This window comes from Brevibacterium sp. Lmc1 (assembly GCF_057654315.1).
In genome coordinates this window covers 2,586,576-2,599,770 of record NZ_CM172803.1, presented here as the reverse complement: position 1 = coordinate 2,599,770, position 13,195 = coordinate 2,586,576, and the positions used below count along the sequence as shown (strand labels likewise).

10 protein-coding genes are annotated in these 13,195 nt (G+C 60.1%); 7 read left to right on the top strand and 3 right to left on the bottom strand.

All coding sequences use genetic code 11. The annotated features are described in order from the left end of the window. The first annotated feature begins 5 nt into the window (after window positions 1-5). From AC239G_RS11590 to AC239G_RS11580, 3 genes are all read left to right on the top strand, one after another. Window positions 6-1,340: an MFS transporter gene (locus tag AC239G_RS11590; protein WP_487488902.1), complete on the top strand. Its 1,335-nt coding sequence runs from the start codon at window positions 6-8 to the stop codon at window positions 1,338-1,340. Then, window positions 1,337-2,641, top strand: coding sequence for an MFS transporter (locus AC239G_RS11585; RefSeq protein WP_487488901.1), 1,305 nt, complete (start codon window positions 1,337-1,339; stop codon window positions 2,639-2,641). Before AC239G_RS11590 ends, AC239G_RS11585 begins: the two co-directional genes overlap by 4 nt. A 645-nt stretch (window positions 2,642-3,286) precedes the next feature. Then, entirely contained in the window at window positions 3,287-4,846 is a 1,560-nt protein-coding gene (locus AC239G_RS11580) for an exonuclease domain-containing protein (RefSeq protein ID WP_487488900.1), read from the top strand. A 527-nt stretch (window positions 4,847-5,373) separates the two neighbouring features. Here AC239G_RS11580 and AC239G_RS11575 read toward each other — a convergent pair. The 3 genes from AC239G_RS11575 to AC239G_RS11565 form a co-directional block, all read right to left on the bottom strand. Further along, window positions 5,374-7,098 (bottom strand): DNA/RNA helicase domain-containing protein, encoded by a 1,725-nt coding sequence (locus tag AC239G_RS11575; RefSeq protein WP_487488899.1) that lies wholly within the window; start codon window positions 7,096-7,098, stop codon window positions 5,374-5,376. Further along, the gene (locus AC239G_RS11570; protein ID WP_487488898.1) at window positions 7,085-7,402 is read right to left on the bottom strand and encodes a nucleotide pyrophosphohydrolase; all 318 of its coding nucleotides are present in this window, start codon (window positions 7,400-7,402) and stop codon (window positions 7,085-7,087) included. The genes AC239G_RS11575 and AC239G_RS11570 overlap by 14 nt, the downstream gene beginning before the upstream one ends. A gap of 175 nt (window positions 7,403-7,577) precedes the next feature. After that, window positions 7,578-8,552 carry a quinone oxidoreductase family protein gene (locus tag AC239G_RS11565; RefSeq protein WP_487488897.1) on the bottom strand — a complete coding sequence of 325 codons (975 nt, stop codon included), beginning with the start codon at window positions 8,550-8,552 and terminating at the stop codon, window positions 7,578-7,580. Window positions 8,553-8,596: 44 nt separating this feature from the next. Between AC239G_RS11565 and argC the strand changes: the two genes are divergently transcribed. Genes argC through AC239G_RS11545 form a run of 4 tightly spaced genes read left to right on the top strand, consistent with a single transcriptional unit; the run spans window position 8,597 to window position 13,186 of the window. Further along, complete coding sequence (argC, locus tag AC239G_RS11560) at window positions 8,597-9,706, top strand: N-acetyl-gamma-glutamyl-phosphate reductase (RefSeq protein WP_487488896.1); 1,110 nt, start codon at window positions 8,597-8,599, stop codon at window positions 9,704-9,706. Then, window positions 9,703-10,881, top strand: coding sequence for a bifunctional glutamate N-acetyltransferase/amino-acid acetyltransferase ArgJ (gene argJ / locus AC239G_RS11555; protein WP_487488895.1), 1,179 nt, complete (start codon window positions 9,703-9,705; stop codon window positions 10,879-10,881). The genes argC and argJ overlap by 4 nt, the downstream gene beginning before the upstream one ends. Beyond that, window positions 10,878-11,906, top strand: a complete 1,029-nt coding sequence (gene argB, locus AC239G_RS11550; RefSeq protein ID WP_487488894.1) for an acetylglutamate kinase — start codon at window positions 10,878-10,880, stop codon at window positions 11,904-11,906. The genes argJ and argB overlap by 4 nt, the downstream gene beginning before the upstream one ends. Beyond that, on the top strand, window positions 11,903-13,186 hold the full coding sequence (locus AC239G_RS11545; RefSeq protein ID WP_487488893.1) for an acetylornithine transaminase: 1,284 nt from the start codon (window positions 11,903-11,905) through the stop codon (window positions 13,184-13,186). Before argB ends, AC239G_RS11545 begins: the two co-directional genes overlap by 4 nt. Window positions 13,187-13,195: the final 9 nt, after the last annotated feature.

Below are 13,195 nucleotides of genomic sequence, written 5' to 3'. Positions count from 1 at the left end.
CAACGATGAGCTCAAAGACTGAAGCTACGGTGTCGCGACGTGTAGCCTCACCGGGTAGAACCCGGTGGTGGATCCTCGGATGGCTGCTCGCAGCGATGATGATCAACTACATGGACCGATCGTCACTGTCGATCGCAGCCCCGCACATGATCGACGAACTCGGTCTGACCGCCGCGGACATTGGGCTGTTGGGCACTGCGTTCTCACTGACATACGCGTTCTTTCAGCTGCCAGGTGGATGGCTGACGGATCGTCTCGGTGCGAAGCCGGTATACGTCATGGCGTTGGGGTTCTGGTCGATCGCCACTGCGCTGATGGCTTTTGGCCACCACATGTGGCATTTTATGGTGTCGCGAGTCCTGCTCGGAGTCTTCGAAGCCCCGGTATCGCCTACTTCAGCGAAGATAGTCGCCGAGTGGTTCCCACCCCGAGAGCGCGGAGCCGCAGTCGGCGTCTACGACTCGGGAAGCAAATGGGGGCCCGCCGTCGCTCCGCCGATTCTCACCTTCCTCATTATGGGCTTCGGTTGGCGAGCAATGTTCGTCATCCTCGGCGTGCTCGGTGTCATCGTGGCAATAGGATTCTGGGCCTTCTACCGTTCTCCGGAACACGATCGCAGAGTCTCGGAGGCTGAACTCGAGCACATCCGCGCCCGAGAGGAAGACGACAACGCCCCAACCGGCCATATCCCGTGGTTGAAGCTCTTCACCAAGCCCCAAACCTGGGCAATGGTGCTGGGATTCGTCGCCGTCGTGTGGACACTGAACATCTTCGTGACCTTTCTGCCCCTGATGCTCAACGACATCTACTCTGTGGCCGATGCCGCACTTGGGTGGTACACGGCGATTCCATTCGCGGTCGGAGGCATCGGCGGTATCCTCGGTGGCTGGTTCACCACGAAGTATTCGCGGGTGCGAGACCAATTAGCTCCTCTGGTCTGCAAACGACAGATCGCTGCAATCTATGGCGGCGCGCTCGCCGTATGCTCAGTCCTTGTCGGAGTCACTACCGGCCACTTTGTTCTCCAAGTGTCGGCAATGAGTCTTGCGCTGTTCTTCTGCGGTGCACTGAGCGCCGTGGGGTGGTCAATCCCTGCTGATGTGGTCACTGGTAGTCGCGTCGCCTCACTGGGATCAATCCAGAACTTCGGCGGCTACTTCGCCGGTTCACTCTCGCCTTGGCTCACCGGAGTCTTGGTGACAACCACGGACTCGTACCTCGTTCCTTTCCTCCTGGGCGCCGTTGTCGCAGTGATTGCGGGAATCGCCTACCTGCTCCTGCTGCGTGCCCCGATCCGGGTGACCAGCAGCTCACCAAAAAACGGAGAACCCACATCATGACGAAACTCGACACCGCAGTCACCACTCGCCCCACTCGGACCCGCTACATCATCGCGGTTCTGCTCTTCATAACCGTCGTCATCAACTACATGGACCGGGCAAATCTGTCCATTGCGATGCCGGCACTGTCTCAGGAATTCGATCTCACCACGGGGCAGCAGGGTCTGCTGCTCTCGGCATTCGGATGGACATACGCTGCGATGCAGCTTCCTGGCGGATGGCTCGTCGACCGGGTCCGACCGCGGGTGCTCTATGCGTCGTGCCTCGTGCTGTGGTCGCTGGCCACTCTGTTCATGGGCATGTCTGGCGGCTTCATCGCGCTCATCATCCTGCGACTCATGGTCGGCGGGTTCGAAGCACCCGCCTACCCCATCAACAACAAGGTCGCGACCGCATGGTTCCCGGAGCGCGAACGCGGTCGAGTCATCGCTTTCTACACCTCCGGTCAGTTCATTGGACTGGCGCTGCTCACACCGGTGCTGTCGTGGCTGCAGACCGTTCTGACCTGGCACTGGGTGTTCATCCTTACCGGTGTTGTCGGCATCATCTGGGCCGGGATCTGGTGGTTCGTCTACCGGGAGCCGCGCGACAAGGCCGGCGTCAACCAAGCCGAGATCGATCTCATCGCTTCAGGCGGGGGACTCGTCGATGTCGAGAGCGGAGTAAAGAAGGAGGCCAAGCCGAAGCTCAAGTGGGCCGACGTCAAGGTCGTGCTGACGCGGCGGAAGCTGTGGGGCATCTACCTCGGACAGTTCTGCCTCACCTCGACCCTGTGGTTCTTCCTCACCTGGTTCCCGACCTACCTCGTCGACTACCGAGGAATGGACTACATCGAGTCGGGCTTCATGGCATCGCTGCCGTTCATCGCGGCGCTTGTCGGAGTGTTGCTCTCCGGTACGGTCTCGGACCTCATGGTCAAGAAGGGGCTGTCGCTGGGGATGGCACGGAAGCTGCCGATCATCATTGGTCTGGCGATGACGGTGTTCATGCTCGGCGCGAACTACACGGACTCGTCGGCTTTGGTCATCGTGTTCATGTCGATCGCGTTCTTCGGTAACGGATTCGCCTCGATCACCTGGTCACTGGTATCTGCGCTGGCACCGGAACGACTGCTGGGTCTGACCGGAGGCATGTTCAACTTCATCGGCAACCTCTCGTCAATTGCGACCCCGATCGTCATCGGATTCCTCGTTACGGATATCGACTTCGCTCCGGCTTTCGTCTACATGGCTGCGGTCACCATCGTCGGTGTGTTGTCGTACGTGTTCCTTGTTGGGAAGGTTAAGCGCGTGGAGGAGTAGGCATTACTCCAGGCTTCGGGCGATCCGACGGTTGCAGGCCTCAATGAACTCATTGTTCGACTCCAGATAGTCGATGAGATCGCCCGGAGTCTTCGGCACAGCCGGGGTCGACAAGACATCGAAATGATGAAAAACATGGATGTCACGAGGTTACGCACCGGCTTGATCCACAGGAGGTCCGGCGAAGAAAGTCGGGCCTGATGTCATGAGGTCAAGGGTTGAGAAAACAGGCCTAGCCACGACGAGGTCTATCGGATGGACTGTGCAGGAACTTCCATCATCGGAAGATCTCGACGACTATCCGGACAAGCGACTCGCCGTGTCCTGGGATCACCGGTCTACACTCTCGTTTCCGAAGAGCCTGATTACCTCGCTGAAGAAAGTCAATTGGAAGATCGGGGAGTTCATCGACGGGTGGAACAGGCGGAAGCGCTCGTTCGCGTGGACGAGAACGTGGGCGCAAGCCCTGGTGAAGCCCGAGCCCCAAACAATTTCAGAAACATGAAACTAGATTGTGAGTGATTTGTAGCGTATTTCGATAGACAGACTTCCTCTGCCTGCCCATAATGTATTTGTAGTCCTGGTCACGCCTGGAGGGAAGCAATGTTCGACTGCCGGATTTCTGTCAAATTGCAAGCATGATTCATGCTTGATTTCACCGCAATTGATTTTGAGACCGCAAACGCGTATCGCGGCTCACCATGTTCGGTCGGACTGGTCCGTGTGCGAGACGGTCAGATCGTCGAAACGCGACATTGGCTGATTCGACCGCCAGAAGGCGCGGATTGGTTTGATACTTGGAACGTCGCGATCCACGGAATCACCGCAGACATGGTTGCAAGCGTTCCTCGATGGAAAGAAGTACTACCACTCATCGTCGACTTCGTGGGCGATGATGTGCTCGTGGCTCACAACGCTGCTTTTGATACAGGCGTCATGCGATACGCCTGCGAGGCCGACAAAATCGACTGGCCAGAGTTTAGATTCTTATGCACGTTGGTGATGTCTCGGCATGCCTTGGCTCTTCCCACCTACAGGCTGCCCTATGTAGCTGAATCCCTGGGGGTCGTGCTTGAGGATCACCACGACGCTCTGGCCGACGCAATAGCCGTGGTCGAAATCCTCGTGAAGCTCGCAAATCGCCAAGAAGTCAATGAACTTGTTGCCCTTGCTGACTCAATCGGAGTTCGTTTCGGCACGATGGGTGGAGGAGCCTATAGAGGGAGTTCCAAGGTCAGGAGTAGCGGAGGCGGTTCAAGTGGACGCGGGTTTGCGCCTATTGAGGTCAACTCTGATGCAGATCCAGGCGGGTACCTATACGGGCGTGTTGTAGTGTTCACCGGAGCGCTCGATTCGATGACTCGTGATGTAGCGCGCCAGGAGTGCGCCAAAGTCGGTGCTTTTCCGGAAGAGAACACGACGAAGCGGACTAATGTCCTGGTAGTGGGGAATATCAATCCTGGCTCCTTGCGCCCAGGTGCCAAGCTGACTGGAAAGACGCGAAAGGCGTTCGAACTTCAAGATAAGGGTCAACCGATCGAGGTTATGACTGAGGATGACTTTCTGCGGTGTCTCGACGGGAACACGCTTGGGGGTGTTGAAGTCCTTCTCCAAGAGGGGGATCAGTCCGAAGTCTCGGCGAAGCCCGAAAATAATGATGTTCCTCCAGTGACAATCAAGCCACCCCGTCCGCTACGGCGTAAGCCCGTACCCACAGGTCAGCTCTGTTCGATCGAAGGCTGCGGAATGACCGCAGCGTTTAAGACGCGGTCGAAGCCAACTTGGTGTGCAGAGCATATCTCCGACGAACAACGCGAAGGCGGCCTTCGTCCGCTCGAAGACTTCACTCACCCGGATGATTATCAACTGACTGAGTGCCTTGTATGTGGAGTTGAGGCACACTACCGGTTTACCTATACGTTGGAAAAGAACAAGTCTCATGAACCGACATGTCGCGCCTGCTTTTGGCGGCGTTGGGCTAAATATGCCCGGCGGATGCTAGGCGAATGGGCCGATTTGATTCCGGTTCAATACGCCGAGGCTCGTGCACATGCCGAGAAGTATGGGTTTGACTATCTCGGACCGTTAAGCGCTCCGTCGTATTCCGAGGACCCGCACCACGTGCGTTGCCGAAGATGTGGCAAAGTCACCGTCGGGCGGCTGTCCGACATTGGATTTGGTTGCACCTGTATACCAAAGACGTAATCGGCCGAATTGTATTGAAGGTCTGCAGTTCTCCGTCATTATGATGCGCTCGAGATTCTCGACGCTCTGGTTAAGCAAGACGGGGGTGGGTCATGGAAGATCCCGTCTTAACGTCTGCCGACGTATTCAAATATCGGCACTTCGACTATCTAAAGTAGACGCCCCAAATCATGCTTCAAGATAATCGATCTGCGGAGAATGCTCTTGAAACTGGCCCTGGTTCAGAAGATATCCATGTATCAGCATCGGCGTTTTGACGGTGAAAAATGGTGGATACTCTCGACGACTACCCGATAGTCACCGAAGGATTCAATCCGAACTCGGATTCGCCGCTTCATGGGCGTCGATAAGCATATCTTGATCAGAATAGATGGCAGGCCGTTGCCGATGTCCTGCAAGGACCGGAGCGATTCAAAGACTCGGATGAGAGAGTCGCAACTCGGGAGCTGATTCGCTATGCTACCGTCGGCGGTCTCGTTTTGCGTTAGATTGCGAGACGGGAACAATCAGTTAATTCGACCGGTACCTTAGAAAAATTCTTGGAGTCGGGCCCGTAAAGCGGGGTCGCAGATGTAAACGTAAGTGCCCCGAATTCCTCGTGTGAGCAGCACGCTGTAGATGTTGCGAACATATTCGAGCAGGTCTTCGTCTGTGTATTTGATTCCGAGTTTGGGGTTGTGCTCGCGACCCTTCTTGTCGTGATAGTTGGCGCCGTCAAAGACGAGCTTGCCTGCGTCAGGGTCGTAGCGGAGGTCGTTGCCGATGATGACCCCGACATAGTTCAGGTCGTAGCCTTGGACGGTATGGATGGAGCCGACTTCATTCACCGAGCTTGGTGAGTTAATCCAGTCCGTCTTGGCCTTGTTCCATTGCATCTGCTGCCCGTCAAGTTCGATGTCGTAGACGGTTCCAGTCTTGTCGTTCTTGCTCTTCCAGAACCATGCGTATCCAGCAACGAGGCGGGAGAGTCCGTACTCTTCTTCGCGCTTCTTAAGCTCGGTTCTCATGTCTCCCAGATCAGTGAACAATCGAAGGTCATACTCCCCGAAATCTTCCCGAGCGGTTGGCGGATTGTTGCTAAGTATTGAGCGGACGTACCCCACATAGTCCTTGTCCGCCTCAATGCGCATCTGAGTTTGAAGCGGATAGAGCCGACCGGCAGACCTGGCTTGCGCAGCGAGCTTCTTCGTCGCGTCTGCAGGCAGATCAGCGGGACGAACAGTTTGATTGACATCTAACATGAGGATTGAATGACGACTCTGCTTTTTGATCCAGTCCAATTGGGTCTTCTTCAGGTCGTCCTCGCCAAAAAGCTTCTGATTGATCTCTGCAAACCTCGTGTTTTGTGATCCAGAGGGTTGATTTGCACGATGGTTGAGTCGGTGAGCTTCATCGACAACGAGAAGGTCGAACCGTTCAGCGCTTTCGCCTACCTCGAACGGAGTCAGCACCATGCTCTTGCTCAATCCGGGAGTCAGTTTAAATACTTTGGCGATTGAATCCCGTAGAGACTGTTGGGGGACTACGATTGCGAACTTGAGAGATTTGAGCAGTTCCGCATGCTCAGGTGTGAAGTAGTCGCTGAAGATGGAATCGATGTCGAGCGGCTCTTCCGAGTCGTGCCGTCTGATGTCTTCCAGCAACTTGAGCAGATAGATCGCTACGACAGTCTTACCCGTTCCTGGATTGCCCTCGACAATGACGGTGTTGTCAACGCCGCTCTCTAAGTCGTCAAAGAAGCCCTCGAGAATGTCATCGACAGCGATGGCCTGGTCATGGTTGAGAGCTTTGAAAGGCGAGAGCTTGAAGAGATCGCTGTTGATGATCTGGGGGATGGTGCGTTTGAAGAGGCTTTCTTGAGTCCGCAACTCTTCGAAGATCTGGTGGAACGTCTTGTTGTAGGTTTCTCGGTCGTAATAGTCGGCATCAGTGATGCCGGCATTGAGGTTGAGAACTTGGCGGCTACCATCGCCGTGGAACATTCGAATGAGGAACGATTCCAGATCTAAGCATGCCGACTTGTTGAACGTATCGTCGAGAACGACTCTGACTGAGTTCAAGTTCTTCTTGGATTCGGAGTCCAGGTGTTGGCGCATTCGCCCTTCGACGTTGAGCGACTCACCGATGTACACCTCTTTGTGATTGTTCATCACGTAGACGACGGGCCAGTTCCGGTGTCGTGGGTCGGCAGCGCCCCAAACCTTGACCCGTTCCGACTTGAACGGGAACCGTTCGATCTTAAAGCTGGTCATATTTCACGCTCGTGCCTCGAGCCTTTTCCACTGGATACTTCTCGCGAGTCTTGGCCAGCTTGTCCAAAATGATGGTGTCGGGATCTAGGCCCAGCTTGTCCGCGAGCAACATGCAATAGGTCAGCACATCAGCCAACTCGTCCTTCGCGGACTCGAGGTCGGCATCTCCCCATTGGAAACATTCGAGTAGTTCTCCCGCTTCGATGGAAACGCTCTTCGCGAGATTCTCGGGGGAGTGGAACTGCTGCCAATCGCGTTCTGCCATGAACTGGCGGACTGTGTCGCGAACAGAATCTTCGTACATGACTTCAAGTTATCAGCGACGTGCGACAAGTGGGCGATGCCAAGCGAAAGTTGGATCTCATGTATCAACCAAGCGGAATTGGAGTGCGCTCAGTCTTACGTCGTTATTCCGACAAATGGGGCCCGGAGTTCCTGCTCATTTTCAGCAACTCCGGGCCAAACCTGATGTGGCTGGGTCAAGCAGTCAGCACAACCTTGCCGGTGGTCTTGCGTCCCTCCAGCGCACGGTGCGCATCTGCAGCATCGGCCAAGGCGAACGTGGCGCCGATGCGGAAGTTGAGCCAGCCGTGTTCGATGCCGTTGAAGAGCATCGCTGAACGCTTCGCCAACTCCTCCGAGCTGCGGACGAACCATGCCAGCGACGGGCGCGACAGGAAGATGCCGCCCGAAGAGTTCAAACGTTGGATGTCGAACGGCGGCACCTGGCCCGAGGCCCCACCGAAGAGCACCATCGACCCCAACGGTTTGATCGACGCCAGCGACGCGTCGAACGTGTCCTTACCGACGCCGTCATACGCAACATCGACACCCTCACCATCGGTGAGCTCCTTGACCTTCGCGGTGATGTCGACGCCCTCGCCGTAGAGGAACACGTCATCCGCCCCGGCCTTGCGCGACAGCTCTGCCTTCTCCTCGGTGCTCACCGTGGAGATGACATTGCCACCCAAATGCTTGATGATCTGGGTGAGCAGCAGACCCACACCGCCAGCACCCGCATGGACGAGCGCGGTCTGGCCCGGCTTGATCTCATGCGAACTCGTCGCCAGGTACTGCGCCGTCAGGCCCTGCAGCGGCATCGCGGCGGCCACCTCAGCGGACACGCCCTCCGGCACCCGCAGAAGGAAATCAGAGTTCACGACGACCTGCGTCGCATACGAACCCGGGCCCTCATGCCAGGCGACACGGTCGCCGACCTGCCAGCTCTCAATGCCTTCGCCCACCTCGGCGATGTACCCCGTGCCCTCAACGCCGACGACATGCGGGTACTCCATCGGATACACACCCGAACGACGGTACGTGTCGATGAAATTCACGCCCGCAGCCTCGACGTTGACGAGCACCTCACCGGGGCCCGTCTTCGGGGTCTCGATCTCACCGAACTCAAGGACCTCCGGTCCACCAGCCTGCATCGCACGAACTGCCTGGGTCATGACGCCTCCTGCATATAAATTAATTGCCTGGTATGGTTATACATATGAACGATCTTACGGTTGCCGTCTCCGGTGCCACCGGATACGCCGGAGGAGAGGTCCTCCGGCTGCTGAGCACTCACCCCCACTTGAACGTCACCACGGTGTGCGGACATTCCACCGCGGGTGAGATGCTCGGCCGACATCAACCCCATCTTCCCCGATTCTCTGACCTCGTGGTCCAGGAGTCCACCGCCGAGGTGCTCGCCGGCCACGATGTCGTCGTCCTCGCGCTCCCGCACGGTCAGTCCGGACAGATCGCCGCCGAACTCGAACAGACGAGCCCCGACACCCTCATCGTCGACCTCGCCGCCGACCACCGCCTCATCAGCGCCGTCGCCTGGGAGAAGTTCTACGGCTCCGCACACCAGGGCACCTGGACGTACGGTCTGCCCGAACTGCTGACCGCCGACGGCACCAAGCAGCGCGAAGCACTCAAGTCCACGAACCGCATCGCCGTGCCGGGTTGCAACGTAACCGCCGTGACCCTCGGTCTCGCGCCACTCATTCAGGCGGGACTCGCAGCACCCGCCGGACTCAACGCCGTGCTGGCCAATGGAGTCTCCGGTGCCGGTAAGGCGCTGAAGCCGCATCTCACCGCCGCCGAGATCCTCGGCAATGCCTCGCCCTATGGCACGGGCGGCACCCACCGGCACGTGCCCGAGATCGAACAGAACCTCAACGGAGTCCTCGGCGCCGACGCCGCTGACGGCCCCACCCGCATCTCGTTCACCCCGACGCTCGTGCCCATGGCCCGCGGAATTCTTGCGACCATCACCGCTGACGCCGGCGAAGCCGCACCGCGCACGGCCGAGGGACTTTTGGACGTTGCGGCGCTCAAAGCCCAGCTCGCCACCGCTTTCGACCAGGCCTACGCCGACGAACCTTTCGTGCGAGTCCTGTCCGACGGCCAGTGGCCGCAGACCGCAGCCACGACCGGGTCGAATGTTGCGCAGATCCAGTTCACCGTCGACGAACGCGCGGAGAAGATCCTCGTCGTTGTCGCACTCGACAACCTCGTTCGCGGCACGGCCGGACAAGCCATCCAATCCATCCACCTGGCCCTCGGTCTCGACGAGACCACCGCCCTTCCCCTCGAAGGAGTCGCCCCATGAGCGTCACCGCCCCACTCGGCTTCACCGCCGCCGGACTCACCGCCGGCCTCAAACCCTCCGGCACCAAAGACCTCTCCCTGGTCATCAACAACGGTCCCGACACCGCTGTCGCCGCCGTCTACACGTCCAACCGCTGCAAGGCCAACCCCGTCCTGTGGTCCCAGAAAGCTTCGGCCAATGGGCAGGCCCGCGCCGTCGTTCTCAACTCCGGGGGAGCGAACTGCTACACCGGCGACTTCGGCTACGAGACGACGACCCTGACCGCGAAGACTGCCGCCGGACTCCTCACCGACGCCGGCATCGATACCCAGGCAGAGGACGTGCTCGTCTGCTCGACCGGGCTCATCGGTGTCGGTGGCCAGGACTTCCGCGACTCCATCGTCAACAACCTCGCCCCGCTCGTCGCGGCCGCGGACACGAGTGTCGAAGCCGGGCAATCCGCCGCCGAAGCGATCATGACGACCGACACCGTCGCGAAGACCGCCACCCGCACGGGTTCCAGCGGGTACACGATCGGCGGCATGGCCAAGGGCGCGGGCATGCTCGCGCCGGGGCTGGCGACGATGCTCGTCGTCATCACCACCGACGCCAAACTCGACCAGACCGTGCTCGACCAGGCACTGCGCGCCTCAACGAGCCAGTCCTTCGACCGCCTCGACACCGACGGGTGCATGTCGACGAACGACACCGTCATCCTCATGTCCTCCGGCGCCCACGACGCTACGGTCGACGCGGACGAGTTCACCACCCTGCTGCGCGAACTCTGCCTCGACCTCATGCACCAACTCCACGTCGACGCCGAAGGCGCCCACCACGACATCGCCATCACCACCCGCGGTGCCGCCAGCGAAGCCGATGCCGTCGAAGTCTCCCGGTCCGTGGCCCGGTCGGCCCTGTTCAAGGCCGCGATCTTCGGGGAGGACCCGAACTGGGGTCGCGTCGTCGCTCAGGTGGGAACCACCTCGGCGGAATTCGATCCCACACAGATCGACGTGATCATCAACGGCGTCCAGGTGTGCACGGCCTCCGGGCCCGACGAAGACCCCGCGAACGTGAAATTCGACCGCACCGTCGACGTCACCATCGACCTCCACGCAGGCGACGACACCGCCACCGTGTGGACCTCGGACCTCACCCACGACTACGTCGAAGAGAACAGCGCCTACTCCTCATGAACACACCCGTCGACATGTCCACGAAATCCACGGCCGCCCGGCTCGCCGCCGCCCAGGTCAAAGCCGAAGCGCTCACCGAGGCGCTGCCCTGGATCAAGACCTTCGCCGGCGCCACGATCGTCATCAAATACGGCGGCAACGCCATGGTCTCCCCGGAGCTGCAGCAGTCCTTCGCCGATGACATCGCGTTCCTCCGCTTCGCCGGCATCCGCCCCGTCGTCGTCCACGGCGGCGGACCCCAGATCTCGGCCATGCTGAAACGCCTGGGCATCGAGTCCGAGTTCAAAGCCGGGCAGCGCGTGACCACCGAGGAAGCCGCCGAAGTCATCCGCATGGTCCTCTCCGGCCAGGTCAACCGCGACATCGTGTCCCGGATCAACCAGAACGGCGATGCCGCGATCGGTCTGTCCGGTGAAGACGCCGACCTCCTGCTGGCGAACAAGGCCACCGCCGAGGTGGACGGCGAAGTAATCGACCTCGGCCGAGTGGGCGAGATCGCCCAGGTCAACACCACCGTGCTCACCGAACTCCTCGACGCCGGCCGCGTGCCCGTCATCTGCTCCATCGCCTCCGAGATCGGGGGAGAGGCGGGGAAGCCGCTCAACATCAATGCGGACCTGGCCGCCTCGGCGGTGGCGAAGGCACTCAAGGCACACAAACTCATCATGCTCACCGATGTGCCCGGCCTCTACGCGAACTGGCCGGACACGTCCTCGCTCATCTCCCGCATCGACCCGGACAAGCTGCGCGAACTCCTGCCGTCGCTCGATTCGGGGATGATCCCGAAGATGACCGCGGCGCTCGAAGCGATCGAGCACGGGGTCAAGCAGGCCCACATCATCGACGGCCGGATGGCGCATTCCCTCCTCCTTGAGGTCTTCACCTCGGAGGGCATCGGCACCATGGTCGAGGACACCATCGTCGAACCCGCACCGCTGGGCGACGGGCACCAGACCAACCCCGCCGAGGCGGCCCCAACGGACGAGACGAACAAGAGCGACGACAGCAACGGAGGACGTTCATGACCGAGACGACCGATCAGGCTCCGGCCGGGCAGGCTTCCGACCAAGCACAGACCTGGCGGGACGACTTCTCCCGTGTTCTGTCCCCGGTGTTCGGGTCTCCGCAGCTCGACATCGTCCGCGGTGAAGGCTCCTATGTGTGGGATGCCTCAGGCAAGCAGTACCTCGACCTGCTCGCCGGCATCGCCGTCAACGCGCTCGGCCACTGCCACCCCGCGTGGGTCAAGGCCATCACCGAGCAGACGAACACGCTCGGCCACATCTCGAACTTCTTCACCTCCCCGGCCCAGATCGGCCTGGCCGAGAAACTCCACGAGATCCTTGACCTGCCGGCAGGGTCGGCTGTGTTCTTTTCGAACTCGGGAACCGAAGCCAACGAGGCGGCTTTCAAGATGGCCCGCCGTGCCGCCGGTGGGGGACGTCCCTTCATCATCGCCGTCGAAGGTGCCTTCCACGGCCGCACCATGGGATCACTGGCGCTGACGGCGAAGGAGGCCTACCGCGAACCCTTCGCTCCGGGCGTCCCCGGCGTCGTGCACGTGCCCTATGGGGATGTTGAGGCCCTCGAAGCCGCCATCAATGAGAACACCGCCGCAGTGTTCATCGAACCCATCCAGGGTGAGGTCGGCGTGCGCAAGCACCCGGAAGGCTATCTCAAGGCCGCCCGCGAGTTCACGACGAAGGTCGGGGCGCTTCTCGTCCTCGACGAGGTGCAGTCAGGCATCGGGCGCACCGGATACTGGTTCGCCCATCAGGACTGGTCGATCAGCGAGGGCGTCGTCCCGGACATCATCACCTCGGCGAAGGGACTCGGAGGCGGCATGCCGATCGGTGCCACCATCACCGTCGGCGATGCGAACACGAAGCTGCTCGAGGCCGGCCAGCACGGCACGACCTTCGGCGGCAATCCGCTCGCCTGCGCGGCCGGACTCGCCGTACTCGAGACCATCGAGAAGGACAACCTCCTCGACCACGTCATGGAGGTCAGCGACTGGCTCAAGGCAAAACTGGCTGAGGTCGACGGCATCGGCGAGATCACCGGCAAGGGACTGCTGCTCGGGCTCGAACTGACAGCCGGAGCTGGCGCCGCAGTTGACGGTGCGGCCGGACAGGCCGACGCCCAGGTCCCGGACTCGAAAGCCGTGGCCGCCCGTGCCCTCGACGCCGGGTTCATCATCAATCCCGTCGCCCCGGGACGCCTCCGCCTCGCCCCGCCGCTGACGATCACCACCGACGAGTTCACCCCGTTCATCGACGCCCTGCCCGGCCTCATCACCGGCTGATCCCCACTC

Bases quoted from the DNA above. Each gene is read 5' to 3' on its own strand.
- argJ (WP_487488895.1), top strand. From the start codon at position 9,703: ATGAGCGTCACCGCCCCACTCGGCTTCACCGCCGCCGGACTCACCGCC.
- AC239G_RS11545 (WP_487488893.1), top strand. From the start codon at position 11,903: ATGACCGAGACGACCGATCAGGCTCCGGCCGGGCAGGCTTCCGACCAA.
- AC239G_RS11590 (WP_487488902.1), top strand. From the start codon at position 6: ATGAGCTCAAAGACTGAAGCTACGGTGTCGCGACGTGTAGCCTCACCG.
- argB (WP_487488894.1), top strand. From the start codon at position 10,878: ATGAACACACCCGTCGACATGTCCACGAAATCCACGGCCGCCCGGCTC.
- AC239G_RS11580 (WP_487488900.1), top strand. From the start codon at position 3,287: ATGCTTGATTTCACCGCAATTGATTTTGAGACCGCAAACGCGTATCGC.
- AC239G_RS11585 (WP_487488901.1), top strand. From the start codon at position 1,337: ATGACGAAACTCGACACCGCAGTCACCACTCGCCCCACTCGGACCCGC.
- argC (WP_487488896.1), top strand. From the start codon at position 8,597: ATGAACGATCTTACGGTTGCCGTCTCCGGTGCCACCGGATACGCCGGA.
- AC239G_RS11570 (WP_487488898.1), bottom strand. From the start codon at position 7,402: ATGTACGAAGATTCTGTTCGCGACACAGTCCGCCAGTTCATGGCAGAA.
- AC239G_RS11575 (WP_487488899.1), bottom strand. From the start codon at position 7,098: ATGACCAGCTTTAAGATCGAACGGTTCCCGTTCAAGTCGGAACGGGTC.
- AC239G_RS11565 (WP_487488897.1), bottom strand. From the start codon at position 8,552: ATGACCCAGGCAGTTCGTGCGATGCAGGCTGGTGGACCGGAGGTCCTT.